Source organism: Winogradskyella sp. HB-48 (assembly GCF_049942685.1).
In the GTDB taxonomy this organism is placed as follows: Bacteria; Bacteroidota; Bacteroidia; order Flavobacteriales; family Flavobacteriaceae; genus Winogradskyella.
This window is the reverse complement of the sequence record NZ_CP187934.1, coordinates 1830546-1855715: the sequence shown is the minus strand read 5'-3', so window position 1 is coordinate 1855715 and position 25170 is coordinate 1830546. Positions and strand designations below refer to the sequence as shown.

Below are 25170 nucleotides of genomic sequence, written 5' to 3'. Positions count from 1 at the left end.
AATTACAATTAAACTGCTAATACTTTATAGTTTTGAAAAGAAGAGATTTTGTAAAAAAAGGGACTTTAGGTTCCATAGCTGCCTTAATTGGTGCTGAAGTGGTTTTCGGTTCTAAAATGCCTCATGGATATACACCGTTAGCGCTTCAGGATCCTGATCCTTACAAGCTCTTTAATAAGCATAAAGATATGGTTGTCTTAAATGACAGACCATGGAATATTGAAGCTCAAGCACATTTATTGGATGATAAAGTCACCCCAAATTCATCAATGTTCATAAGAAATAATGGTTTAGTACCCGATGCCATTGATGCAAAAGCATGGACGCTTACTATTGACGGTGAATCCGTTAAATCAAAAAAATCATACACACTTGATGAGTTAAAATCAAAATTTCAAAAGCATACATATCAGTTGACTATTGAGTGTGGTGGTAATGGTCGTGCCGAATTTGACCCACCTGCAAAAGGTAATCAATGGACCGTAGGTGCCGTTCATTGCGCATCCTGGAGTGGTGTTAGACTTCGTGATGTTCTGGATGATGCTGGCATTAAAAATGATGCTGTTTACATTGGTTTTCATGCAGTTGACCAACATTTAAGCAGAGATCCTAATAAAGAAGCTATATCAAGAGGTTGTCCTATGTCAAAAGCACTCCAAGACGAAACCTTATTAGCATATGAAATGAATGGAAAAGAAATACCACTAATACATGGTTATCCACTTCGTCTTGTTGCTGGTGGTTGGCCAGCATCTGTTTCTGGTAAATGGGTTAATAGAATAAGTGTAAGAAACAAAGTACATGATGGTGAAAAAATGACTGGTTCATCTTATAAAATTCCTTGTGAAACTGTAGCTCCTGGAGAAAAAGTGAAAGATGAAGACATGTGTATTATCGAGTCTATGCCTGTTAAATCATTAATTACATATCCTAAATCGGGTGCCATTATCAAAGAAGGAAAAACACTAAATATAAGAGGTCATGCCTGGGCTGGCGAACTAGAAGTAAAAAAAATGGAGTATTCCATTGATTTCGGTGCTACTTGGAAAACATGTGAGGTAGAACCACCAGTAAATAGGTTGGCATGGCAACATTTTAATGCCTCTGTAAGTTTTCCTAAGAGAGGATATTATGAAGTTTGGGCAAAAGCTACAGATTCTAACGGTATGTCACAACCTATGCTATTACCAGGATGGAATCCTAAAGGATATCTCAATAACGCATGTCATCGTATTGCAGTTAAAGTAAACTAATGGAAAAAGAAAGTACATTTAGTAAACAAGTAAAGTCGTTACACCAAACACTTTTTATGTTATTGGTACTTTTTGTAATTGCCAGTGGTGGAATATTGTATTATGCAAATAATCCTAATGTTTTTAGCAATACCTCTCAAGATATAGTTAATGTAGAAAAGATTGAAGACGAAGATTTAATTGAAAATGGCATTCATGTAAGAACTGGTTTGGTAGATGCTGAAGGTTTAATGGTAGTCGTTAACAACTGTACTAATTGTCATTCTGCTAAAATTATAACACAAAATAGAATGACAGAAGAGCGCTGGAATGCTACCATAAAGTGGATGCAGGAAACCCAAAATTTGTGGGATTTAGGTGGTAATCAAAAAATAATTGTCAACTATTTAGTTACTAATTACCCACCCAAATCTAAGGGTAGACGAATGAGCTTAACTAATATAGAATGGTATGACCTTGAGGATTAGTATCTTTCTATTAGTTGTTTGCTTTTGGTCATGCCAAAATAGAAAAGTGACTGAACTAAGTGACTTAAATGATGGCCCATTAATTGAAGTTAACACATTAATAAAACATTTGGATAATCCTCAAATAAAATTAATCGATTTTAGGGAAAGAGAGGATTACAGAAAAGGACACATTTCTGGTGCAATAAACTTGTGGAGATCTGATATAGAAGACACTTCATTCCCCTATGGAGGGATGATGGCGAGTAAAGAACATATAGAATCATTATTTCAGAAACTTGGCATTGAGACTGAAGATACTATAATTGTTTATGATGACAGAGGCATGTGTGAATCTGCTAGACTATGGTGGATTTTAAAAAATTATAATTTTAATAATGTAAAACTTTTAAATGGTGGCTTTACAGCATGGGTGGAAACTGATGGAAGACTGGATACTTTTACACCAATAAAAAAACGATCAAAATTTAAATTACCTGTAAATACAAATATGACACATTACATATCAAAGGAGACGCTTTCAAAATCATTGGGTAAAAATGTTACCATTATCGACACAAGATCTGAAGATGAGTTTTCGGGTAAATTGCTTAAGAATGGTGCTAGACGTGCTGGTAGAATCCCTGGAAGTATTCATATAGACTGGGCCAATTCCATTGATTACCATGGCACTAAAAAGTTAAAACCAAAAAATGATATTGAATTGATTTATAATAAATTGAATATAAAAAAAACAGATTCCATAATTTTATATTGTCATAGTGGTGTGCGTTCCGCTCATACCACTTTTGTGCTATCAGAATTATTGGGCTATAAAAATGTTATGAACTATGATGGGTCATGGACAGAATGGAGTCATTTTGATGACTTACCAATAGAAAATGACCATATCACAAAAACTAAAAATAAGAATTAAAATGGAAAAGTATTTAGACGCATTTGTAAACGCATTTGAAGGCACTTTGAACTGGACTTGGAAATCTATACTATTTGAAGTGCCATGGTATACCAATTATTTTTGGGGACTCATTGCTATATCTTTAATTGTATGGTTACTGGAAATTGCATTTCCGTGGAGGAAAAACCAATCTATCTTTAGACGCGACTTTTGGTTAGATGCTTTTTATATGTTTTTTAACTTCTTCATGTTTGCAATTGTTATTAGTGGAGTCTACAAAGTTTTAGGTTTATTATTTGCCGAAGTCAATATTACAGCCAAAAGCTTTGCCATTATTGACATCTCTAACTGGTCTCCTGCTCTTCAATTATTGGTGTTTTTCATTATTCTAGATTTTGTGCAATGGTTTACACATGTTTTATTACATCGTTATTATTTTTTATGGAATTTTCATAAGGTGCATCATAGCGTAAAGGAAATGGGGTTCGCAGCACATTTAAGATATCATTGGATGGAGAATATTTTATATAAACCACTAAAAACATTCGGGGTAATGCTAATCGGTGGTTTTGAGCCAGAACAGGCCTATATTGTACATTTTATAGCTATTGCTATAGGGCACTTAAACCATGCAAATATTAAAATAACTTGGGGACCATTAAAATACATTTTTAATAATCCTGTAATGCACTTATATCATCATGCTTATCATTTACCTGAAGGTAAACATGGTGTTAATTATGGGATAAGCCTAAGTCTATGGGATTATATTTTTAAAACTAATTATATACCAGAAGATAGCGGAACTATAGAAATAGGATTTGAAGGTGATGATAAATTTCCACAGGATTTTATTGGGCAAAATACTTATGGTTTCTTTAAAAAAGAGAAAAACTGATTTTGTATAAGGATTAGTCTCTTACCAAAGGTAAAGTTGAGCAACGTAAAAGACCTTCCTGCTTAGAAATTTCTGCATAAGGAACTTCTTCTACAGTAAAACCATTACCACGTAACCAAGTGTTCAATCTGGTAAAGCTTTTTTCTGAAATTATAACATCTTCAGAAATAGAAAACACATTACTGTTCATGTGGTACATTTCTTCTTTCGTGATTTCGAAGATGTTATCCTTTCCGAAGAAATCAACTAGCCATTGGTATTCCTCTTCTTCTAAAAATCCATTCTTATGCAATATGGCTTTGTCTCTACCGATAGGCTGAAAACAACAATCTAAATGCAAAGCATTTTCCATAGCATTTGTTTGAGATTTTCTTAAGTTGAAGCTCTTAATTATTTTGTTTGGAAACTTTTCAGCAATATAATCCACACCAGCTTTATTGGTACGTGCTACAATATAATCCGCATAATCTGCACCTCTATATGTTCCAATAAAAATATGTTTGTTCCATACAATAACATCACCTCCCTCTATATGTGCTTCTACCGGTGGACGCATTACTTTTTTCGGGTCGATTTGATCTATAATGTATTGAATAGCATCTAACTCTTCTTCTCTGTCTGGTAAAATATTGGCTTTAATAAAAACATCATCTATTACAAAACCTATATCTCTTGTGAAAATTTGATTGCAATCTTGAATAATTTCTGGTCTGTACACTTTAACACCATACTTTTTGAATACTTTGGCGACAGCTTCCATCTCAGCAACCATATCTTTTTCAGTTGGATATGTTCCTGCTTTAATGTGCTCCAATGATTTAGGATCATAAGCATCTTCAATAGAAGGCACAGGTCCATTACTCTCAGCAGTACCTAGTATTACAGCTCTTAATCTTGAGGTTTCGTTCTGAATATTCAACTCCATAACCAAAAAACACAAAAAAGCCTCATAGAACTTATGAAGCTTTTTGTTTATAATTTCAATAAATTATCGCTTATCAATAGATTTAAATGCCCTGTAAGTTTCTCCTACATATAGCTGTCTTGGTCTTCCTATTGGTTCTTTTCTTAAACGCATTTCGCGCCATTGTGCTATCCAACCAGGTAAACGACCTAAAGCAAACATTACGGTGAACATCTCGATAGGAATTCCCATAGCTCTATATATAATACCCGAGTAGAAATCTACGTTAGGATATAATTTTCTATCAACAAAATATTGATCTTCTAATGCTTCTTTTTCTAATCCTTTAGCAATATCTAAAATAGGATCTTCAACACCTAAATCACCCAAAACTTCATCAGCCGCTTTTTTAATGATTTTTGCTCTAGGATCAAAGTTCTTGTATACACGGTGACCAAAGCCCATTAAACGGAAAGGATCATCCTTATCCTTCGCCTTTGCCATATATTTCTTTGTATCTCCTCCATCTTCTTTTATTGCTTCAAGCATTTCTAACACAGCTTGGTTAGCACCTCCGTGTAAAGGACCCCAAAGCGCCGAAATACCAGAGGCTAAAGACACAAATAAACCAGCATGAGAAGAGCCAGCTATTCTCACAGTTGAGGCAGAACAGTTTTGCTCATGGTCGGCATGAAGAATAAGTAACTTATCTAATGCATTTACAAGTATAGGATTTTGCTCATAATCCTTATTTGGATTTTTGAACATCATCTTTAAAACATTCTCAACATAACCCAAGTTATCGTCTCCATACTCTAATGGTAAACCATGCTTTTTACGCATAGTCCAAGCAACAAGAACAGGGAATTTACCCAATATTCTAACTATGGCATTGTACATAGCCTCTTCGGAATTGACATCAACAGAAGTTGGGTTAAATGCTGTTAAAGCACTAGTAAGAGAAGATAGAACTCCCATAGGATGGGCGGACACAGGAAAAGCATCAATAATCTTTTTTACATCTTCACTAACTACAGAGTGGAACTTAATGTCGGCATGAAACTTTTCTAATTCTTCTTTGGTCGGAAGCTCTCCGAAAATCAACAGGTATGCTACCTCTAAGAAATCAGCTTTCTCAGCAAGCTCTTCAATTGCATATCCTCTATATCTTAAGATACCTTTTTCTCCATCTAAAAAGGTGATGGCACTTTCACAACTTCCTGTATTTTTATAACCAGGATCTATAGTTATGACACCGCCTGTTGCACTTCTTAAATCTTTAATATCAATAGCAACTTCGTTTTCTGAACCTAATACTAGAGGAAATTCGTATTTTTTACCATTAATTTCTAAGGTAGCTTTATCTGACATATTTTTACTTGTTTTTGTGAATTTTTAAGGATTGCTAATTTACGAAATATCAAACGATTTCGGAAGTCAATTTACCAATGATTTAACACCATAATCCTTTATAAAAAAGAAAAGCGATTATCTAATGGACAACCGCTTTTAAAAATTGTAAGGTATGACATTTTATCTCACCTTAAATGCTTTCTCTTGTGGAAAATAAGCTACATCCCCAAGCTCTTCCTCTATACGTAATAACTGATTGTATTTTGCCATACGATCGCTACGCGATGCTGAACCTGTTTTAATCTGGCCAGTATTTAATGCTACCGCTAGATCAGCTATAGTGTTATCTTCGGTTTCACCTGATCTATGAGACATTACAGATGTATAACCTGCATTGTGCGCCATATTTACTGCCGAAATAGTTTCAGACAAAGTACCAATTTGATTTACTTTGATTAATATAGAATTTGCTATTCCGTTTTCAATACCACGAGATAAACGTTCTACATTAGTAACAAATAAATCGTCACCGACTAATTGTACTTTATCACCAATCTTGTCTGTTAATACTTTCCAACCATCCCAATCGTTTTCATCCATACCATCTTCAATAGAAATAATTGGATATTTAGACGCCAACTCGGCTAAGTATTCTGCTTGTTCTGCAGATGTTCTTATTTTACCTGATTCACCTTCGAACTTTGTATAGTCATATTTGCCATCTACGTAAAACTCTGCTGCTGCGCAGTCTAAGGCTATCTTAACATCCTCGCCAAATCTGTAACCAGCCTTTTCTACTGCTAATTTAATTGAATCCAACGCATCTTCCGTTCCGCCTGCCAAGTTCGGTGCAAAACCACCTTCATCACCTACTGCAGTGCTTAGACCTCTATCGTGTAATACTTTTTTAAGGTTATGGAAAATCTCTGTTCCCATTTGCATGGCATGGGTGAAGTTTTTTGCTTTAACAGGCATGATCATAAATTCCTGAAAAGCAATTGGTGCATCACTATGCGAACCACCATTAATAATATTCATCATTGGCAATGGCAACGTATTTGCTGACACACCACCAACATATCGGTATAATGGCATTCCTAACTCATTAGCTGCTGCTTTAGCAACGGCAAGTGAAACACCTAAAATAGCATTAGCTCCTAGGTTGCTTTTATTTTTTGTACCATCAATCTCTATCATTAATTGGTCTATCATATTTTGTTCAAATACCGAAATACCTAGTAATTCTTGAGCTATGGTTGAATTTACATTCTCTACAGCCTTTAACACGCCTTTACCCATGTAAGTATCACCTCCATCTCGTAATTCTACAGCTTCGTGTTCACCAGTTGAAGCACCTGATGGAACAGCTGCTCTTCCCATAACACCATTTTCTGTAACAACATCGACCTCTACTGTTGGATTACCTCTAGAATCTAGAATTTGTCTTGCGTGTACATTAACTATAATGCTCATTTCTTTATTTTTTTATTGTTGATTATTCCAAAATTACGAAAATATAGACCGTAAAACAGAACAAAAATCATAATTACGATTAATATTTACTACAATGTTTTCGAAACTAAAAAAACGCAACAAAACTTGAGATTTGTTGCGTTTTTTATATTAGCTATTTTTAATATTTTCTATAAACTGATCAAAGAGATATACCGAATCGTTTGGTCCAGGACTTGCTTCTGGATGGTACTGAACTGAGAAACAATTCTTATTCTTAATTTTAATACCTGCAACGGTATTATCATTAAGATGTACATGGGTTATTTCTACATTCTCATTAGCCTCGGTTTCTTCTCTATTAATTGCAAAACCATGATTTTGAGACGTGATTTCACCTTTACCAGTAATTAGGTTTTTAACAGGGTGATTTATACCTCTATGACCATTGTGCATCTTGTATGTAGAAATACCATTGGCCAAAGCTATAACTTGATGTCCTAAACAAATGCCAAATAATGGTTTATTTCTGGCAATAATCTCTTTTGCCACAGCTTGGGCTTCAACCAATGGCTCTGGATCACCTGGTCCGTTTGACAAAAAGTAACCATCAGGATTAAATGCTTCTAAATCTTCAAACTTTGAATTGTAAGGGAATACTTTTATATAAGCATCACGCTTTGCTAGATTTCTCAGTATATTTTTCTTTATTCCAATATCTAGAGCTGCAATTTTATATGTTGCGTTCTCATCACCAAAATAATACGGTTCTTTAGTTGATACTTTTGAAGCCAACTCTAAACCTTTCATATCTGGTTGTTCTGCTAACTGTTTTTTAAGACCATCAATATTATCAACTTCGGTAGAAATAACGGCATTCATTGCTCCATTGTCTCTTATATAACTTACTAAAGCTCTGGTATCTACATCTGCTATGGCTAGTGTATTATATTTTTCAAAGAAATCTTCTAAAGAACTGTCTGCTGCAGGACGTGAATATTCAAAACTGAAGTTCTTACATATTAAACCTGCTATTTTTATATTTTCAGATTCCATTTCACCTTCTTTGGTGCCATAATTACCAATATGTGCATTGGTAGTTACCATCAATTGACCAAAGTAAGAAGGGTCAGTAAAAATTTCTTGATAACCTGTAGTACCTGTATTAAAACATACTTCGCCAAATGCTGTACCATCTTTTCCTATAGATTTACCATAAAAAATGGTACCATCTTCTAATAGAATCAGTGCTTTTTTTCTTTGTTTGTATTTCATGTGCAATATTTATGGGATTTCTGCCTTTGCAGAAAAAAGTTTTACAAAATTCCAAAAAAAAAGGATAAACTTAAAAAGTCTATCCTTTATATTTATTAATGATTATTAACATCATTTTATTCTTCTTCGTTTGAAGCTTTAGTTTCTACTGGTGTAACAGCAGTTGTGCTTTTCTTACCACCTCTTCTACTTCTACGAGTTGTTTTCTTAGCAGATTTACCAGCATTATATAACTCATTGTAATCTACTAATTCAATCATTGCCATATCAGCGTTATCACCTAAACGGTTTCCTAACTTAATGATACGTGTGTAACCACCTGGACGATCACCTACCTTAGCTGCTACATCTCTAAACAATTCTGCAACGGCCTCTTTTTGTCTTAGTCTAGACATCACAATTCTTCTATTGTGAGTAGTATCTTCTTTAGACTTAGTAATTAATGGCTCTACAAACTGTTTTAAAGCTTTAGCTTTTGCAGTTGTTGTGTTAATGCGTTTATGCTCTATTAAAGAACATGCCATATTAGCTAGCATTGACTTTCTGTGAGCAGATTTTCTACCTAAATGGTTTACTTTTTTTCCGTGTCTCATGACTCTTGTTTTAAACTTCTATCTTGCATCAACTTTTTATAAGGCGCAAATTATAGAAGAGTTAGAATTAATCTTTATCTAATTTATATTTACTTAAATCCATTCCGAAGTTAAGACCCTTAACATTTACTAATTCTTCTAGCTCAGTTAAAGACTTCTTACCAAAGTTTCTGAATTTCATTAAATCGTTTTTGTTGAATGATACTAAATCTCCTAAAGTATCTACTTCAGCAGCTTTTAAACAGTTAAGTGCGCGTACAGAAAGATCCATATCAACTAACTTAGTCTTAAGTAACTGTCTCATGTGAAGTGATTCTTCGTCATAAGTTTCTGTTTGTGCAATCTCATCCGCTTCTAATGTAATACGCTCATCAGAGAATAACATGAAGTGGTGGATTAATATCTTAGCTGCTTCTGTTAAAGCATCCTTTGGGTGGATAGAACCATCTGTTAAGATTTCGAAAACTAATTTTTCATAATCCGTCTTTTGCTCAACACGGAAGTTTTCAATACTATACTTAACATTCTTTATAGGAGTATAAATAGAATCTGTAAAGATTGTACCCATTGGTGCAGAAGCTTTCTTGTTTTCTTCAGCAGGAACATAACCTCTACCTTTTTCAATAGTTAACTCCATGTTGATATTTACTTTAGGATCTAAGTTACAGATTACTAAATCTGTATTTAATACTTGGAAACCAGAAATAAACTTTTGAAAATCACCTGCAGTGATTTGCTCTTGTCCTGAAATAGAAATAGTAACAGTTTCGTTATCTATTTCATCTATTTGACGCTTAAAGTTTACTTGCTTTAAGTTTAATATCATTTCAGTAACATCTTCTACTACACCAGAAATTGTTGAGAACTCATGATCTACACCTTCTATTCTAACAGATGTTATTGCAAAACCTTCTAAAGAAGATAATAACACTCTACGAAGAGCATTACCAACTGTTAATCCGTATCCTGGTTCTAAAGGTCTGAATTCAAACTTACCTTCAAAATCAGTTGAATCAATCATGATTACTTTATCTGGTTTCTGAAAATTTAATATTGCCATTTTTATTCTTCGTTTTAATTGTTATTTAGTTGCGCGGTTTAAAAGTTTGAAGAACACTAATAAACCCTTTGGCCAAATACCAATGATTAATTTATTATTTAGAGTAAAGTTCGACGATGAACTGTTCGTTGATTTGCTCTGGAATCTGAATTCTTGCTGGTACAGATACATAAGTACCTTGCATTGTATCATTATTCCAAGTAATCCATTCATAAACACTGCTAGAATTAGCTAACGAACTTTGAATAGCGTCTAAAGATTTAGATTTTTCTCTTACCGCTACAACATCACCAGCTTTTAATTGGTAAGATGGAATATTTACTTTTTCTCCATTTACTGTAATGTGTCTGTGAGATACTAATTGTCTTGCTGCACTTCTTGTAGGTGCAATACCCATTCTGAATACTACATTATCTAAACGAGATTCACATAATTGTAACAACACCTCACCTGTAATACCTTGAGCTGAAGTTGCTCTTTTGAACATATTTCTGAATTGACGCTCTAATATACCGTAAGTATATTTAGCTTTTTGCTTCTCCATTAATTGGATAGCGTACTCAGATTTCTTACCTCTTCTCTTGTTGATTCCGTGTTGTCCAGGTGGGTAATTTCTTTTTTCGAAGGCTTTATCGTCTCCGTAGATAGCTTGTCCGAATTTACGAGCTATTTTAGTTTTAGGACCAGTATATCTTGCCATTTTAAATTAATTTTGAGAGTGATTATAAAATTAAGGTCTTAAGCTTATCCTTCTATAACCGTTAATCTCCCGTTGATACTTGTTTTAAATTTTTTCAGTTTGCAAATTTACATATAAAAAAGCTAATATCAACCGAATAAACGATTGATATTAACTTCATATGTTATAAATATTATACGCGACGTCTCTTAGGAGGACGACAACCATTATGTGGCATTGGAGTTACATCGATAATCTCTGATACTTCAATACCTGCATTGTGGATAGATCTGATAGCAGATTCTCTACCGTTACCTGGACCTTTTACGTATACTTTAACTTTCTTTAAACCAGCTTCTTTTGCTACTTCAGCAGCATCTTCAGCAGCTAATTGCGCTGCATAAGGAGTATTCTTTTTAGAACCTCTAAAGCCCATTTTACCAGCTGATGACCAAGAAATAACGTCACCTTTTTTATTCGTTAAAGAAATGATGATGTTGTTGAAAGATGCGTTTACGTGAGCTTCTCCAATCGCATCAACTATTACTTTACGCTTTTTTGTGTTTGACTTTGCCATATTTTTTAGTTTCTAGTTGTTAGCTTTTAGTTGTTAGAATCCTAAACTTTTACATTTCAGACAGATTCATCTAACCTCTAATTACTAATGACTAACGTCTTTTATTATTATTTAGTTACTTTTTTCTTGTTAGCAACTGTTTTTCTTTTACCTTTTCTTGTACGAGAGTTGTTCTTAGTACGCTGTCCTCTTAAAGGAAGACCAGCTCTGTGACGAATACCTCTGTAACATCCAATATCCATTAATCGCTTAATGTTTAATTGAATTTCAGAACGTAACTCTCCTTCAATTTTAAATGTACCAACAGCCTCACGGATTGCACCAATCTCGTCGTCAGTCCAATCTTGTACTTTAGTGCTTTCGTCAACTTTAGCAGTTTCTAAAATTTCCTTAGCTCTACTTCTACCTATTCCATAGATATAGGTTAAGGATACTACTCCTCTTTTTTGTTTTGGTATGTCTACACCTGCAATTCTTGCCATATTAATTTAGTGTTTAGTGTTAGCGTTTAGTTGTTAGAATCCTAAACCTTTCGATTTCGAACAGATTCATCTAACTACTAATTACTGATGACTTTTTTATCCTTGTCTTTGTTTGAATCTAGGATTCTTTTTGTTAATAACGTAAAGTCTTCCTTTACGACGTACTAATTTACAATCAGCACTTCTCTTCTTAACTGATGCTCTTACTTTCATCTTGTTAGTATCTATAGGTTATACGGGCCTTAGTTAAATCATAAGGACTCATTTCTAATTTTACTTTATCACCTGGTAACAATTTAATATAATGCATACGCATTTTACCAGATATATGCGCTGTCACAATGTGACCGTTTTCTAATTCTACACGGAACATTGCATTTGATAATGCTTCTATAATTGTTCCGTCTTGTTCTATTGCTGCTTGTTTAGCCATAATTTTTCTTAATTATGAGGTAACTGATTTTCTGTTTTTACCAGTTTTCATCAAGCCATCATAATGCTTATTCAATAAATAAGAATTAATCTGCTGCATCGTATCAATAGCAACACCTACCATAATTAATAATGATGTACCACCAAAGAATAATGCCCAACCTTGCTGTACCCCTACTAATTGATAAACAAATGCAGGGAAAATAGCAACTAATGCTAAGAAAATAGATCCTGGTAAGGTGATCTGAGACATAATTTTATCTAAGTACTCAGCTGTTTCTGTTCCTGGTCTAATTCCTGGTATAAAACCACCACTACGCTTTAAATCGTCGGCCATTTTATTAGTAGGTACTGTAATTGCAGTATAGAAATATGTAAATATTATAATCAATAATGCAAATACTAGGTTGTACCAAAATCCAAATATATCTTGAAAGTTAGTTTGCATCCATTGCCCTACACCACTTTCAGGACCAAATAACTTACCAATGTATGCTGGCGCGAACATTATCGCTTGTGCAAATATGATAGGCATTACACCTGATGCGTTTAGCTTTAATGGTAAAAACTGACGTGATCCAAATACATTTTTCTCGTACCCACCAGAGGCTGTTCTTCTAGCGTATTGTACTGCAATCTTGCGTACTGCCATTACTAACAATACTGAACCTAAAATGACTAAGAACCATATGACTAATTCTATTAAAATCATCATAAATCCACCATTTCCACCTTCTAGTCTAGAGAACATATTTTGTGCAAACGATTGTGGCATAGTTGCTATTATACCAACCATGATTAATAATGAAATACCATTACCTATACCTTTATCAGTAATTTTTTCACCTAACCACATTGCAAAAACACAACCTGTTACTAAAATTACTACCGAAGAGAAATAGAATATGTTTTCTGAAAAACCAGGTATCAACATTTGATTTATTGATTGAAGCCCAGATAAAGACGGAATGGTACCTAAATAAGCAGGTGCCTGAACCAAACAGATTCCAATAGTTAACCATCGTGTTATTTGGGTAATTTTCTTTTGTCCACTTGCTCCCTCTTTTTGAAGCTTCTGTAGATATGGAATAGCTATACCCATAAGTTGTACAACGATAGATGCAGAGATGTATGGCATTATACCTAAAGCAAATACCGAGGCTTTAGAAAAACCACCACCAGTAAACGCATTAATTAACCACAATAAACCACCTTGTGCAGCAGAACTTTGTAGCTCAGCTAACTTAGGAAAATCTACACCTGGTAAAACCACTTGAGCACCAAAACGATACACTAACAATAAGCCTAAGGTTAGAATTATCCTATCCTTAAGCTCAGTGATTTTCCAGACGTTTTTTAAAGTTTCTATTATCTTCATCTTTTAAATCTTATAAAGTTACAGCTTCACCACCAGCAGCTTCAATAGCAGCTTTTGCCGTAGCAGTAAATTTATGTGCAGTTACTGTTAATTTTGCTTTTAACTCACCTCTACCTAAGATTTTTACTAGATCGTTTTTTCCAGCTTTACCTAATGATACAAGTGTTTCAAAATCTACAGTATCCTTAATTTTCTTTTCGTCTACTAACTGTTGTAATGTATCTAAGTTTACACCTTGATAATCTACTCTGTTAACGTTAGTAAATCCAAATTTAGGAACACGTCTTTGTAAAGGCATTTGACCACCTTCAAAACCTAATTTCTTAGAGTATCCAGAGCGTGATTTTGCACCTTTGTGTCCTCTTGTCGCAGTACCACCTTTACCAGATCCTTGACCACGTCCAACACGTTTTCCTTGATTTTTAACTGAACCTTCTGCAGGTTTTAAATTACTTAAATCCATTGTTAAGTTTATATTTTTAAGCTTCTTCTACAGAAACTAAATGTTCAACTTTCTTCACCATACCAAGGATATTTGGTGTGGCATCGTGCTCTACGACTTGACCAATCTTTCTAAGACCTAAGGCTTCTAATGTTTGCTTTTGTCTTTTAGTACGATTGATTGCACTTTTTACTTTAGTTACTTTAATCTTTGCCATCTTGTCCTAGATTATCCTTTATATACTTTTTCAAGTGAAATTCCACGTTCTCTTGCTACAGCGTTTGCATCTCTTAATTGTAGTAAAGCATCGAAAGTAGCTTTTACAACATTATGAGGATTTGAAGATCCTTGAGATTTTGATAATACATCATGTACACCAACAGCTTCAAGCACTGTTCTTACAGCACCACCAGCAATAACTCCGGTACCAGGTGCAGCAGGAATAATATTTACTCTAGCACCACCATATTTACCTTTTTGTTCGTGTGGTAATGTTCCTTTTGAAATAGGAATTCTTACTAAGTTCTTTTTAGCATCTTCTACAGCTTTTGCAATTGCTGTTGCTACGTCTTTAGATTTTCCTAATCCATGACCTACAACACCTGCTTCGTCACCTACTACAACAATAGCAGAAAAACCAAATGCTCTACCACCTTTTGTTACTTTAGTTACACGCTGCACACCTACTAAACGGTCTTTTAAATCTAATCCGCCCGGTTTTACTAATTCTGCGTTTTTATAGTTTTGATACATAATGTCTTAAAATTTAAGTCCTGCTTCTCTAGCACCTTCTGCTAATGATTTTACTCTACCATGATATAAATAACCACCTCTATCAAAAGAAATAGTTTCTACACCAGCTTTCATAGCTTTTTCTGCAACGGCTTTTCCTACTAAAGCAGCAACTTCAGTCTTATTTCCTTTAGACTTTGCTATATCTTTATCTCTTGAAGATGCAGCAGCTATAGTTACACCAGTTACATCATTTACGACCTGAGCATAAATTTCTTTATTGCTTCTAAAAACAGCTAATCTTGGTCTGGTTTCTGTACCAGATACCACCTTACGGATTCTGTTCTTTATTCTTATTCTTCTTTCGTTCTTTGTCAATGCCATAACTTACTTATTAAGCTGATTTACCTGCTTTTCTTCTAATTTCTTCACCAACAAACTTGATACCTTTTCCTTTGTAAGGCTCTGGTTTACGGAAACCACGAATTTTCGCTGCTACCTGACCAACCAATTGTTTATCGTGAGATGTTAATTTAACTATTGGATTTTTACCCTTTTCTGATACGGTCTCTACTTTAACTTCTGGAGCGATGTCCATTATGATATTGTGTGAGAAACCAATTGCTAAATCTAACTTTTGTCCTTGATTAGATGCTCTATAACCTACACCTACTAATTCTAATTGTTTAGTAAATCCGTTAGAGACACCTTCTATCATATTAGCAATTAACGCTCTGTATAGACCGTGCTTTGCTCTGTGATCTTTCTTATCAGAAGGACGCTCTATTGTAATAGTACCTTCTTCTAATTTTATTTCAACATCTGAATATGCTTGAGATAATTCACCTAATTTACCTTTTGTAGTAATTACGTTATCTTTTATCTCTACAGTTACACCTTCAGGAACTGTGATTGGGCTTTTACCTATTCTTGACATAATTTCCTGTTTTTAGTAAACGTAACATAATACTTCGCCACCAACGTTTTCTCTTTGTGCTTGCTTTCCTGTCATTACACCGTGAGATGTAGACACAATTGCAATACCTAAACCATTTAAGATTCTTGGCATTTCGTTGGCACCAGCATATTTACGTAAACCTGGTTTACTGATTCTTTGAATTTTTTTAATGACAGACTCTTTTGTCTCTTTGTTGTACTTTAAGGCAATCTTAATTGTACCTTGTACTGTTGAGTCGTCGAATTTGTAACTTAAAATATATCCTTGATCGAATAATATTTTAGTTATTTCCTTTTTTAAGTTAGAAGCAGGAATTTCTACCACTCTGTGGTTGGCTTTCACAGCATTTCTAACTCGCGTTAAATAATCCGCTATTGGATCTGTGTACATAGTTTAAAATTTAGGAAAATGGTTTTCGATTTTTTCGAACCTAGATTCCGATTATACAATAGTTATATTGATAATTGTACAGAAGCTAATTCGCTTCCTCAATTTTACCAACTTGCTTTTTTTACACCAGGAATTAACCCTTGGTTAGCCATTTCTCTAAACATTACACGAGAGATACCAAACTGTCTCATATAACCTTTTGGTCTTCCTGTAAGTTTACATCTATTATGCTTACGTATTGGTGATGCGTTTACTGGTAACTTTTGTAATGCTTCGTAATCACCAGCTTCTTTTAAAGCTTTTCTCTTCTCAGCATATTTAGCAACCATTTTTGCACGCTTCACCTCACGAGCTTTCATTGATTCTTTAGCCATAATTAATTCTTTTTAAATGGTAATCCCAGTTCTGTTAATAAAGACTTTGCTTCTTTATCTGTTTCAGCAGAAGTCACAAATGTAATATCCATTCCTGAAATTTTGTTGATTTTATCAATGTCTATCTCAGGGAAAATGATTTGTTCTGTAACACCTAGGTTATAATTTCCACGACCATCAAAACCTGTAGCTTTAATTCCGTTAAAATCTCTAACTCGTGGTAGAGCAGTTGTCACTAATCTATCTAAGAATTCATACATTTGTTCACCTCGTAAAGTTACTCTAGCACCAATTGGCATTCCTTTACGTAATTTAAATGAAGCAACGTCTTTCTTAGAAATTGTGGCTACAGCTTTTTGACCAGATATTTTTGTTAATTCTTCAACTGCATGATCTATTAACTTCTTATCAGCTACAGCAGCACCAACACCTCTAGATAAAATTATCTTTTCAAGCTTAGGTACTTGCATTACATTTTTATATCCAAATTCTTCTGTAAGAGCTGGAATAACTTTTTCCTTATACTCTTTTTTTAATCTTGCAACGTAAGCCATAATTAAATTACTTCATTAGATTTTTTAGAAAATCTTACTTTTTTGTCGCCATCCATTCTGTAACCTACTCTTGTAGTCTCACCCTTGCTTGTTAATAAAGACAAGTTTGAAATATGAATTGATGCTTCTTTCTCTACAATACCACCTTGTGGGTTTTGTGCGCTTGGCTTAGTATGTTTCTTCACCATATTTACACCTTCCACAATGGCTTTGTTCTTATCTTTTAATACTTTAAGTACTTTACCTTCAGATCCTTTATGATCTCCAGATATTACTTTTACAGTATCTCCTGATTTTATTTTAAGCTTTGTCATCTTATTTATCAATTAAAGCACTTCTGGTGCTAATGATACAATTTTCATGAATTGTTTATCACGAAGTTCTCTCGCTACTGGACCAAACACACGTGTACCTCTCATTTCACCTTGTGGGTTTAATAATACACAGGCATTATCATCAAATCTGATGTAAGAGCCGTCAGGGCGTCTTACTTCTTTAGCTGTACGTACAACAACTGCCGTAGAAACTGCTTTCTTCTTTACATTTCCGTTTGGAGTAGCGTCTTTAACAGAAACTACTACCTTATCGCCAACAGAAGCGTATCTTCTTTTTGTACCACCTAAAACACGGATTACTAAAACTTCTTTAGCTCCTGTGTTGTCTGCTACTTTTAATCTTGATTCTTGTTGTACCATAATTACTTCGCTCTTTCAATTATTTCTACTAATCTCCAACACTTAGATTTACTTAAAGGTCTTGTTTCCATGATCTTTACAGTATCTCCTTCGTTGCAGTCATTTTTCTCATCGTGCGCAACATATTTCTTTGTTTTTAACACGAACTTTCCATACATAGGATGTTTTACTTTTTTTACTTCAGAAACAACTATGGATTTCTCCATTTTGTTACTAGTAACTACACCTATACGTTCTTTTCTTAAATTTCTTTTTTCCATCTTTCAGCAGAATACAATTATTGTTCGTCTCTTTTAGTTAACTCTGTTGCCAATCTTGCTACAGTACGTCTTACAGTACGTAATTGAATTGGATTTTCTAAAGGAGAAACTGTGTGAGCCATTTTAAGGTCTGCGTAACTCTTTTTTGTCTCACTAAGTTTTTCTTGTAACTCAGCTGTAGAAAGCTGTTTAATTTCTGATTGCTTCATAATTTTTACTTATTATGCTTCGTAATCTCTAGCAATGATAAACTTAGTTTTTACAGGAAGTTTTTGTGCTGCTAAACGTAATGCTTCTTGAGCTGTTTCTAATGGCACACCACTTACTTCAAATAATACGCGTCCAGGTTTTACAACTGCTACCCAATATTCTACTCCACCTTTACCTTTACCCATACGTACTTCAAGAGGCTTTTTTGTAATAGGCTTGTCTGGAAATATTTTAATCCATAACGATCCTTCTCTTTTCATGTAACGCGTAGCGGCAATACGAGCTGCTTCTATTTGGCGTGCAGTTATAAATGACGTGTCTAATGATTTAATACCAAAAGTACCATTTGATAACAAATGACCTCTTCCAGCATTACCTTTCATACGACCTTTTTGCTGCTTACGAAATTTTGTTCTTTTAGGCTGTAACATTTTGTCTTTTCTTTAAAAAATTACTTTCTTCGACGTTGACTTTTGTTTCCAGTACGTCCACCTTTACTTTGCTTTTTAGAAAGACCAACTAATGGAGAAAGTTCTCTTTTTCCATAAACTTCACCTTTCATAATCCACACTTTTACACCTAATCTACCATAAGTAGTATGTGCTTCAACAAGAGCATAATCAATATCTGCTCTAAATGTAGATAACGGAATACGTCCTTCTTTGTAGTGTTCAGAACGTGCCATTTCAGCACCATTTAAACGACCACTAATTTGAACTTTAATCCCTTCAGCATTCATACGCATAGCGGCAGCGATAGCCATTTTTATTGCACGTCTGTAAGAAATACGACTTTCTATCTGACGAGCAATACTTGCTGCTACTAAATATGCGTCTAGTTCCGGTCTTTTAATCTCAAAGATGTTCAATTGAACTTCTTTACCAGTAATTTTCTTAAGCTCTTCTTTTAGCTTGTCTACCTCTTGACCACCTTTACCGATAATAATACCAGGTCTAGCAGTAGTGATAGTAACGGTTACAAGTTTAAGCGTACGCTCAATAATTACTCTACTCACACTAGCTTTAGATAAACGAGCGTGGACATACTTACGGATTTTATCATCCTCTGCAAGTTTGTCTCCATAATCATTTCCGCCATACCAGTTAGATTCCCATCCTCTGATAATTCCTAAGCGATTTCCGATTGGATTTGTCTTTTGTCCCATATCTTTATCTTAGCTTTGTGTTTTATTTAATGAATCTACAACCACTGTTACGTGATTAGATCTTTTTCTAATTCTGTGAGCTCTACCCTGAGGTGCTGGTCTTAAACGCTTAAGCATTGTACCGCCATCTACTCTAATCTCTTTGATAAATAGATTAGCTTCCTCAACATCAGCATCTTCATTTTTAGCTTGCCAGTTTGCAATTGCAGAAACTAACAGTTTCTCTAAACGGCGTGACGCTTCCTTAGGGCTAAATCTAAGAATCTGAAGAGCTTTCTCGGCCTTCTCACCTCTTACTAAATCTGCAACTAAACGCATTTTTCTTGGAGATGTAGGACAGTTATTTAGCTTAGCAAAAGCAACCTGCTTCTTCTCAGCTTTAATAGCTTCTGCCATTTGTTTTTTACGACTTCCCATGATTCTTATTTTTTACCTTTATTCTTAGCACCTGCATGACCTCTAAACGATCTTGTTGGTGAAAATTCTCCTAATTTATGACCTACCATATTCTCAGTTACATATACTGGAACAAATTGACGGCCATTGTGTACTGCTATAGTCTGACCTACGAAATCTGGCGAAATCATAGATGCTCTAGACCAAGTCTTTATTACGGTCTTTTTATTCGAAGCTACATTTTCCGCAACTTTCTTCTCTAACTTATAATGGATATAAGGTCCTTTTTTTAATGAACGTGCCATACTATCTTACTTATTTCTTTCTACGTTCTACAATATATTTATTACTCGCTTTTGTCTTAGAACGTGTTCTATAACCTTTGGCAGGAATACCGTTTCTAGATCTAGGGTGACCACCAGATGATCTACCTTCTCCACCACCCATTGGGTGATCTACTGGATTCATCACTACTGGTCTTACTCTTGGGCGTCTTCCTAACCATCTACTTCTACCTGCTTTACCAGAAACTAATAACTGATGATCTGAGTTAGAGATAACACCTATTGTAGCCATGCACGTTACTAAAACCATTCTAGTTTCTCCAGAAGGCAATTTTATAGTTGCAAACTTACCATCTCTTGCCATTAACTGAGCAAATGCGCCTGCACTTCGTGCCATTACAGCTCCCTGACCAGGACGTAGCTCTATACAAGAAATGATAGTACCTAAAGGGATCTCACTCAATGGCATTGCGTTACCTATTTCTGGTGCAATACCACTTTGACCTGACACAACACTTTGACCTACTTGTAAACCATTTTGGGCTATGATATATCTCTTTTCACCATCTTGATAGTTTAACAACGCAATAAATGCTGTTCTGTTTGGATCGTATTCAATTGATTTTACTTCAGCTGGGATACCAGTTTTGTTACGTTTAAAATCAATAATACGATACTTCTTCTTATGACCTCCACCTATTTGGCGCATGGTCATTTTTCCTTGACTGTTTCTACCACCAGATCTTTTTTTCGGAGCTAATAAACTTTTCTCCGGCTTATCAGTAGTGATGGCGTCAAATCCATTTACTACTCTAAAACGCTGAGCTGATGTGATCGGTTTTAATTTTCTAACTGACATTTTTGTCTAATTACATGTTAGCGTATAAATCTATTGTTTCACCTTCCGCCAGCTGTACAATTGCCTTTTTAACAGCATTTGTTTTACCATGTTGAATACCCGTTTTTGTATAACGTGTTCTTCTATCTGGACGGACATTTATCGTACGAACTTTTTCTACAGAAACACCATAAGCAGACTCAACCGCTTTTTTAATTTCTACCTTGTTCGCCTTTGTGTTCACTTCAAATGCATATGCATTTAACAACTCACTTTGAGCGGTTGCTTTTTCTGTGATGATAGGTTTAATTAAGATACTCATCTGTGTTCTATTTACTTAAATTCGATTCAATTCCTTCTAATGCACCTTCTAAAAGAACGACTTTATTAGCATTCATAATTTTATAAGTGCTTAATTCTGAAGATGTTACAACTTCAGACCCCTGCAAATTGCGCGACGACAAATATACGTTATTATTTGAGTCACCCAACACAAACAAGGATTTTTTGTTATCTATCTCTAATGCTTTCAAGACATTGACGAAATTTTTAGTCTTAGGTGCATCAAAATTGAAGTCTTCTAATACTACTATTGATTTGTCATTTGCCTTAATACTTAAAGCTGATTTACGTGCTAATCGCTTAAGGTTTTTGTTTAATTTAAAACCGTAATTTCTTGGTCTTGGACCAAACATACGACCACCACCTTTGAATACACCAGACTTTATAGAACCTGCACGTGCTGTACCTGTTCCCTTTTGTTTTTTAATTTTTCGTGTACTACCAGCAATCTCTGCTCTTTCTTTAGCCTTGTGCGTACCCTGTCTTTGGTTTGCTAAGTATTGCTTAACATCTAAATAAACAGCATGATTATTAGGCTCTATTTCGAATACGTCCTTAGAAAGTTCTGCTTTTCTACCCGTATCTTTTCCGTTTATATCTAAAACTGCTACCTTCATTACTTCTCAATGATTACATAAGAGTTTTTATGACCAGGCACACAACCCTTTACAACAAGTAAATTCTTTTCAGGAACAACTTTGTAAACTCTTAAATTTTCTACTTTAACTGTTTGGCCTCCCATTCTTCCAGCCATTTTCATTCCTTTGAATACTCTCGCAGGATAAGAAGCAGCACCGATAGAACCAGGGGCTCTTAAACGGTTATGCTGACCATGTGTTGATTGCCCAACACCACCAAAACCATGACGCTTTACAACACCTTGGAAACCTTTACCTTTTGAGATTCCTGAAATATCTACGAACTCTCCTTCAATAAACTGTTCTACAGTGATAGCATCACCTAATTTGTACTCCTCGCCAAAACCTTTAAATTCTACGACTTTGCGTTTTACAGAAGTACCCGCTTTCTTAGCATGCCCTACAGCTGCTTTAGTAGCGTTTTTTTCTGTCGCGTCATCGAAACCTAACTGAAGTGCATTGTAACCATCCACTTCTTCTGTTCTGACTTGGGTAACGATACATGGACCTGCTTCGATTACTGTACATGGAATATTCTTTCCATTTTCATCAAAGATGCTGGTCATGCCGATTTTTTTTCCAATTAACCCAGACATATTATTATTTATTAATTATTATTCTTTTTTATTTAAAATTCAAGGCTGAAAAATACGTTTCAGCCTTGAATTGTATTTTTTCCGTTTTTCCCGCGACCACATCGGTGGGACATTTTAAGTTCCTGTTTTCACAGGAACAATAACTACACCTTAATCTCTACTTCAACTCCGCTTGGCAATTCAAGTTTCATTAAAGCATCAATTGTTTTAGAAGATGAAGAGTAAATATCTAATAATCTCTTGTAAGAGCTTAATTGAAATTGTTCTCTCGCCTTCTTGTTAACGTGAGGTGAACGTAACACAGTGAAAATTTTCTTGTGCGTTGGCAATGGAATTGGACCTGTTACTACTGCACCTGTACTTTTTACAGTTTTTACAATCTTATCAGCAGACTTGTCAACTAAATTATGATCGTAAGACTTTAATTTTATTCTAATTTTTTGACTCATTTTCTTTTAGTTTTTAAGCTTCTACGCCTTTAGCTGCTTTGATTACTTCTTCTGATATGTTTGACGGAGTCTCTGCATAGTGAGAGAATTCCATTGTTGATGTTGCTCTACCTGAAGACAATGTTCTTAATGTAGTTACATATCCAAACATTTCTGATAAAGGAACATGTGCTTTTACGGTTTTAGCTCCAGCACGATCACCCATGTCATTAACTTGACCACGACGACGGTTTAAGTCACCGACAATATCACCCATATTTTCTTCTGGAGTAATAACTTCAAGTTTCATTATAGGCTCCATGATTACTGCTTTTGCAGCTTTTGCAGCAGCTTTAAAACCTAATTTAGCAGCTAACTCGAACGACAATTGATCAGAATCCACATCATGGTAAGAACCATCCAATAAAGTCACCTTCATAGCATCTACTTCATAACCTGCTAAAGGTCCATTAACCATTGCTTGTTTGAATCCTTTTTCAATTGAAGGGATAAATTCTTTAGGAACGTTACCACCTTTAATTTCTGAAATAAATTCCAAACCTGTTTTACCTTCTTCAGCTGGTTCAAGCGTAAATACTATATCCGCAAACTTACCACGTCCACCAGATTGTTTTTTGTAAACCTCTCTGTGTTGTGCTTTTTGTGTAATTGCTTCTTTGTACTCTACTTGAGGTTGACCTTGATTAACCTCTACTTTAAACTCACGCTTCAAACGATCTACAATAATATCTAAGTGAAGCTCACCCATACCAGAAATAATGGTTTGTCCTGAAGCTTCATCAGTTCTAACAGTAAACGTTGGGTCTTCTTCAGCCAGTTTAGAAAGCGCCATTCCTAATTTATCAACATCAGCCTTAGTTTTAGGCTCAACCGCGATACCAATTACTGGATCAGGGAAGTTCATACTTTCTAAAACAATTGGATTTTTTTCTGAAGTAAGAGTATCTCCTGTTTTAATATCTTTAAAACCTACAGCAGCACCTATATCTCCAGCTTCGATAAAATCGATAGCATTTTGCTTGTTAGCATGCATTTGATAGATACGTGAAATACGCTCTTTATTTCCAGAACGATTGTTCAATACATAAGAACCAGCATCTAAACGACCTGAATATGCACGGAAGAATGCTAAACGACCTACATAAGGATCGGTAGCAATTTTGAATGCCAATGCTGAAAATGGCTCTTTAACATCTGGTTTACGAGACTCTTCTTTCTCAGTATCAGGATTTATTCCTTTAATATTATCTCTATCCAATGGAGAAGGCAAATATCTACAAACAGCATCCAATAAGAACTGTACACCTTTATTTTTGAATGAAGAACCACAAATCATTGGAATGATAGACATATCCATAACAGCAGCTCTTAATGCAGCATGTACTTCTTCTTCTGTAATCGAATCTTCATCTTCCATGAACTTCTCGAGAAGGTTTTCATCGTAACTTGCAACCTCTTCAATTAACTGCGCTCTCAATGCAGCAGCTTCAGCTTTTAAATCTTCAGGAATTTCAATAACATCGAAAGTTGCTCCTTGAGTTTCATCATGCCATACGATAGCACGGTTTTTCACCAAGTCAACTATTCCTTTGAAATCTGCTTCATCACCAATATTCATTACTATTGGCACTGCATTAGAACCTAACATATCCTTAACCTGTTGACAAACAGCCATAAAGTTAGATCCTTGACGGTCCATTTTATTAACAAAACCGATACGAGGTACTTTATAGTTATCCGCAAGTCTCCAGTTAGTTTCTGATTGAGGCTCTACACCGTCAACAGCACTAAACAAGAACACTAATCCGTCTAATACACGTAATGAACGGTTTACCTCAACAGTAAAGTCAACGTGACCGGGGGTATCGATAATATTAAAGTGATATCCTTTAGTATCTGGAGTTGGCTGACCATTTTCTAACGGGAAATTCCATGTACAAGTTGTAGCAGCAGAAGTAATAGTAATACCTCTTTCTTGCTCTTGCTCCATCCAGTCCATAGTAGCTGCACCATCGTGAACCTCACCAATTTTATGAGATACACCAGTGTAGTAAAGGATACGCTCTGTTGTTGTTGTTTTTCCAGCATCAATATGTGCTGCAATACCTATATTTCTTGTGAATTTTAAATCTCTTCCCATTTCTAA

General features: G+C 34.9%; 38 protein-coding genes. 4 read left to right on the top strand and 34 right to left on the bottom strand.

The features are described from left to right. Positions 1 to 32 precede the first annotated feature (32 nt). Genes ACPX19_RS08290 through ACPX19_RS08275 form a run of 4 tightly spaced genes read left to right on the top strand, consistent with a single transcriptional unit; the run spans position 33 to position 3516 of the window. Positions 33 to 1253, top strand: coding sequence for a sulfite oxidase (locus tag ACPX19_RS08290; RefSeq protein ID WP_426429534.1), 1221 nt, complete (start codon positions 33 to 35; stop codon positions 1251 to 1253). After that, the gene (locus ACPX19_RS08285) at positions 1253 to 1720 is read left to right on the top strand and encodes a monoheme cytochrome C (RefSeq protein ID WP_426429533.1); all 468 of its coding nucleotides are present in this window, start codon (positions 1253 to 1255) and stop codon (positions 1718 to 1720) included. The genes ACPX19_RS08290 and ACPX19_RS08285 overlap by 1 nt, the downstream gene beginning before the upstream one ends. A 46-nt stretch (positions 1721 to 1766) precedes the next feature. Continuing rightward, on the top strand, positions 1767 to 2636 hold the full coding sequence (locus ACPX19_RS08280; RefSeq protein WP_426429532.1) for a sulfurtransferase: 870 nt from the start codon (positions 1767 to 1769) through the stop codon (positions 2634 to 2636). Position 2637: 1 nt separating this feature from the next. Beyond that, a complete protein-coding gene (locus ACPX19_RS08275; RefSeq protein WP_426429531.1) occupies positions 2638 to 3516 on the top strand; it encodes a sterol desaturase family protein in 879 nt (292 codons plus the stop codon). A 13-nt stretch (positions 3517 to 3529) separates the two neighbouring features. Here the strand turns inward: ACPX19_RS08275 and ACPX19_RS08270 are convergent, their stop codons facing one another. The 34 genes from ACPX19_RS08270 to fusA all read right to left on the bottom strand — a co-directional run bounded on the left by ACPX19_RS08270 (position 3530) and on the right by fusA (position 25164). Continuing rightward, on the bottom strand, positions 3530 to 4441 hold the full coding sequence (locus tag ACPX19_RS08270) for a dimethylarginine dimethylaminohydrolase family protein (protein WP_426429530.1): 912 nt from the start codon (positions 4439 to 4441) through the stop codon (positions 3530 to 3532). Positions 4442 to 4504: 63 nt separating this feature from the next. After that, complete coding sequence (locus tag ACPX19_RS08265) at positions 4505 to 5791, bottom strand: citrate synthase (RefSeq protein WP_426429529.1); 1287 nt, start codon at positions 5789 to 5791, stop codon at positions 4505 to 4507. A gap of 162 nt (positions 5792 to 5953) precedes the next feature. Continuing rightward, positions 5954 to 7246: a phosphopyruvate hydratase gene (eno, locus tag ACPX19_RS08260; protein WP_426429528.1), complete on the bottom strand. Its 1293-nt coding sequence runs from the start codon at positions 7244 to 7246 to the stop codon at positions 5954 to 5956. A 150-nt stretch (positions 7247 to 7396) separates the two neighbouring features. Then, on the bottom strand, positions 7397 to 8500 hold the full coding sequence (gene carA / locus ACPX19_RS08255; protein ID WP_426429527.1) for a glutamine-hydrolyzing carbamoyl-phosphate synthase small subunit: 1104 nt from the start codon (positions 8498 to 8500) through the stop codon (positions 7397 to 7399). A 116-nt stretch (positions 8501 to 8616) separates the two neighbouring features. Beyond that, complete coding sequence (gene rplQ / locus ACPX19_RS08250) at positions 8617 to 9093, bottom strand: 50S ribosomal protein L17 (RefSeq protein WP_426429526.1); 477 nt, start codon at positions 9091 to 9093, stop codon at positions 8617 to 8619. 67 nt (positions 9094 to 9160) lie between these two features. Beyond that, on the bottom strand, positions 9161 to 10153 hold the full coding sequence (locus ACPX19_RS08245; RefSeq protein ID WP_426429525.1) for a DNA-directed RNA polymerase subunit alpha: 993 nt from the start codon (positions 10151 to 10153) through the stop codon (positions 9161 to 9163). A gap of 94 nt (positions 10154 to 10247) precedes the next feature. Beyond that, positions 10248 to 10853 carry a 30S ribosomal protein S4 gene (rpsD, locus tag ACPX19_RS08240; protein WP_426429524.1) on the bottom strand — a complete coding sequence of 202 codons (606 nt, stop codon included), beginning with the start codon at positions 10851 to 10853 and terminating at the stop codon, positions 10248 to 10250. Between the two features lie 172 nt (positions 10854 to 11025). Further along, a complete protein-coding gene (gene rpsK / locus ACPX19_RS08235; protein WP_426429523.1) occupies positions 11026 to 11409 on the bottom strand; it encodes a 30S ribosomal protein S11 in 384 nt (127 codons plus the stop codon). A 107-nt stretch (positions 11410 to 11516) separates the two neighbouring features. Continuing rightward, positions 11517 to 11891, bottom strand: coding sequence for a 30S ribosomal protein S13 (gene rpsM, locus ACPX19_RS08230; protein WP_426429522.1), 375 nt, complete (start codon positions 11889 to 11891; stop codon positions 11517 to 11519). 96 nt (positions 11892 to 11987) lie between these two features. Beyond that, the gene (ykgO, locus tag ACPX19_RS08225; RefSeq protein WP_008269159.1) at positions 11988 to 12104 is read right to left on the bottom strand and encodes a type B 50S ribosomal protein L36; all 117 of its coding nucleotides are present in this window, start codon (positions 12102 to 12104) and stop codon (positions 11988 to 11990) included. A 4-nt stretch (positions 12105 to 12108) separates the two neighbouring features. Beyond that, a complete protein-coding gene (gene infA / locus ACPX19_RS08220; protein ID WP_007094967.1) occupies positions 12109 to 12324 on the bottom strand; it encodes a translation initiation factor IF-1 in 216 nt (71 codons plus the stop codon). Between the two features lie 12 nt (positions 12325 to 12336). Beyond that, entirely contained in the window at positions 12337 to 13701 is a 1365-nt protein-coding gene (secY, locus tag ACPX19_RS08215; protein WP_426429521.1) for a preprotein translocase subunit SecY, read from the bottom strand. A 10-nt stretch (positions 13702 to 13711) separates the two neighbouring features. Continuing rightward, positions 13712 to 14164 carry a 50S ribosomal protein L15 gene (rplO, locus tag ACPX19_RS08210; protein WP_426429520.1) on the bottom strand — a complete coding sequence of 151 codons (453 nt, stop codon included), beginning with the start codon at positions 14162 to 14164 and terminating at the stop codon, positions 13712 to 13714. Positions 14165 to 14180: 16 nt separating this feature from the next. Further along, entirely contained in the window at positions 14181 to 14360 is a 180-nt protein-coding gene (rpmD, locus tag ACPX19_RS08205; RefSeq protein ID WP_076620351.1) for a 50S ribosomal protein L30, read from the bottom strand. An 11-nt stretch (positions 14361 to 14371) separates the two neighbouring features. After that, entirely contained in the window at positions 14372 to 14896 is a 525-nt protein-coding gene (gene rpsE / locus ACPX19_RS08200; protein ID WP_426429519.1) for a 30S ribosomal protein S5, read from the bottom strand. A gap of 6 nt (positions 14897 to 14902) precedes the next feature. Continuing rightward, a complete protein-coding gene (gene rplR, locus ACPX19_RS08195) occupies positions 14903 to 15259 on the bottom strand; it encodes a 50S ribosomal protein L18 (RefSeq protein ID WP_426429518.1) in 357 nt (118 codons plus the stop codon). A gap of 10 nt (positions 15260 to 15269) precedes the next feature. After that, the gene (gene rplF, locus ACPX19_RS08190) at positions 15270 to 15812 is read right to left on the bottom strand and encodes a 50S ribosomal protein L6 (RefSeq protein WP_426429517.1); all 543 of its coding nucleotides are present in this window, start codon (positions 15810 to 15812) and stop codon (positions 15270 to 15272) included. Between the two features lie 12 nt (positions 15813 to 15824). Next, on the bottom strand, positions 15825 to 16223 hold the full coding sequence (gene rpsH, locus ACPX19_RS08185; RefSeq protein WP_076620347.1) for a 30S ribosomal protein S8: 399 nt from the start codon (positions 16221 to 16223) through the stop codon (positions 15825 to 15827). A 104-nt stretch (positions 16224 to 16327) separates the two neighbouring features. After that, positions 16328 to 16597, bottom strand: a complete 270-nt coding sequence (gene rpsN / locus ACPX19_RS08180) for a 30S ribosomal protein S14 (RefSeq protein ID WP_426429516.1) — start codon at positions 16595 to 16597, stop codon at positions 16328 to 16330. A 2-nt stretch (positions 16598 to 16599) separates the two neighbouring features. After that, complete coding sequence (gene rplE / locus ACPX19_RS08175) at positions 16600 to 17151, bottom strand: 50S ribosomal protein L5 (RefSeq protein WP_426429515.1); 552 nt, start codon at positions 17149 to 17151, stop codon at positions 16600 to 16602. Between the two features lie 2 nt (positions 17152 to 17153). Continuing rightward, positions 17154 to 17465: a 50S ribosomal protein L24 gene (rplX, locus tag ACPX19_RS08170; protein WP_426429514.1), complete on the bottom strand. Its 312-nt coding sequence runs from the start codon at positions 17463 to 17465 to the stop codon at positions 17154 to 17156. A gap of 12 nt (positions 17466 to 17477) precedes the next feature. Then, positions 17478 to 17846 (bottom strand): 50S ribosomal protein L14, encoded by a 369-nt coding sequence (gene rplN, locus ACPX19_RS08165; RefSeq protein ID WP_278006379.1) that lies wholly within the window; start codon positions 17844 to 17846, stop codon positions 17478 to 17480. A 2-nt stretch (positions 17847 to 17848) separates the two neighbouring features. Beyond that, positions 17849 to 18106 carry a 30S ribosomal protein S17 gene (gene rpsQ / locus ACPX19_RS08160; RefSeq protein WP_111685488.1) on the bottom strand — a complete coding sequence of 86 codons (258 nt, stop codon included), beginning with the start codon at positions 18104 to 18106 and terminating at the stop codon, positions 17849 to 17851. Between the two features lie 17 nt (positions 18107 to 18123). Further along, positions 18124 to 18315 (bottom strand): 50S ribosomal protein L29, encoded by a 192-nt coding sequence (rpmC, locus tag ACPX19_RS08155; RefSeq protein WP_426429513.1) that lies wholly within the window; start codon positions 18313 to 18315, stop codon positions 18124 to 18126. A gap of 12 nt (positions 18316 to 18327) precedes the next feature. Beyond that, the gene (gene rplP, locus ACPX19_RS08150; protein WP_426429512.1) at positions 18328 to 18747 is read right to left on the bottom strand and encodes a 50S ribosomal protein L16; all 420 of its coding nucleotides are present in this window, start codon (positions 18745 to 18747) and stop codon (positions 18328 to 18330) included. Between the two features lie 20 nt (positions 18748 to 18767). After that, positions 18768 to 19481, bottom strand: coding sequence for a 30S ribosomal protein S3 (rpsC, locus tag ACPX19_RS08145; RefSeq protein WP_426429511.1), 714 nt, complete (start codon positions 19479 to 19481; stop codon positions 18768 to 18770). Positions 19482 to 19490: 9 nt separating this feature from the next. Continuing rightward, on the bottom strand, positions 19491 to 19898 hold the full coding sequence (rplV, locus tag ACPX19_RS08140) for a 50S ribosomal protein L22 (RefSeq protein WP_426429510.1): 408 nt from the start codon (positions 19896 to 19898) through the stop codon (positions 19491 to 19493). A 5-nt stretch (positions 19899 to 19903) separates the two neighbouring features. Further along, positions 19904 to 20182 carry a 30S ribosomal protein S19 gene (gene rpsS / locus ACPX19_RS08135; protein WP_008269180.1) on the bottom strand — a complete coding sequence of 93 codons (279 nt, stop codon included), beginning with the start codon at positions 20180 to 20182 and terminating at the stop codon, positions 19904 to 19906. Positions 20183 to 20192: 10 nt separating this feature from the next. Beyond that, positions 20193 to 21020 carry a 50S ribosomal protein L2 gene (gene rplB, locus ACPX19_RS08130; RefSeq protein WP_426429509.1) on the bottom strand — a complete coding sequence of 276 codons (828 nt, stop codon included), beginning with the start codon at positions 21018 to 21020 and terminating at the stop codon, positions 20193 to 20195. 10 nt (positions 21021 to 21030) lie between these two features. After that, positions 21031 to 21321: a 50S ribosomal protein L23 gene (gene rplW / locus ACPX19_RS08125; protein ID WP_426429508.1), complete on the bottom strand. Its 291-nt coding sequence runs from the start codon at positions 21319 to 21321 to the stop codon at positions 21031 to 21033. Between the two features lie 7 nt (positions 21322 to 21328). After that, positions 21329 to 21958, bottom strand: coding sequence for a 50S ribosomal protein L4 (gene rplD, locus ACPX19_RS08120; RefSeq protein WP_426429507.1), 630 nt, complete (start codon positions 21956 to 21958; stop codon positions 21329 to 21331). Next, complete coding sequence (rplC, locus tag ACPX19_RS08115) at positions 21958 to 22575, bottom strand: 50S ribosomal protein L3 (RefSeq protein ID WP_426429506.1); 618 nt, start codon at positions 22573 to 22575, stop codon at positions 21958 to 21960. Before rplC ends, rplD begins: the two co-directional genes overlap by 1 nt. Before the next feature lie 143 nt (positions 22576 to 22718). After that, on the bottom strand, positions 22719 to 23024 hold the full coding sequence (rpsJ, locus tag ACPX19_RS08110; protein ID WP_100610637.1) for a 30S ribosomal protein S10: 306 nt from the start codon (positions 23022 to 23024) through the stop codon (positions 22719 to 22721). A gap of 13 nt (positions 23025 to 23037) precedes the next feature. Beyond that, complete coding sequence (gene fusA, locus ACPX19_RS08105; protein WP_426429505.1) at positions 23038 to 25164, bottom strand: elongation factor G; 2127 nt, start codon at positions 25162 to 25164, stop codon at positions 23038 to 23040. Positions 25165 to 25170: the final 6 nt, after the last annotated feature.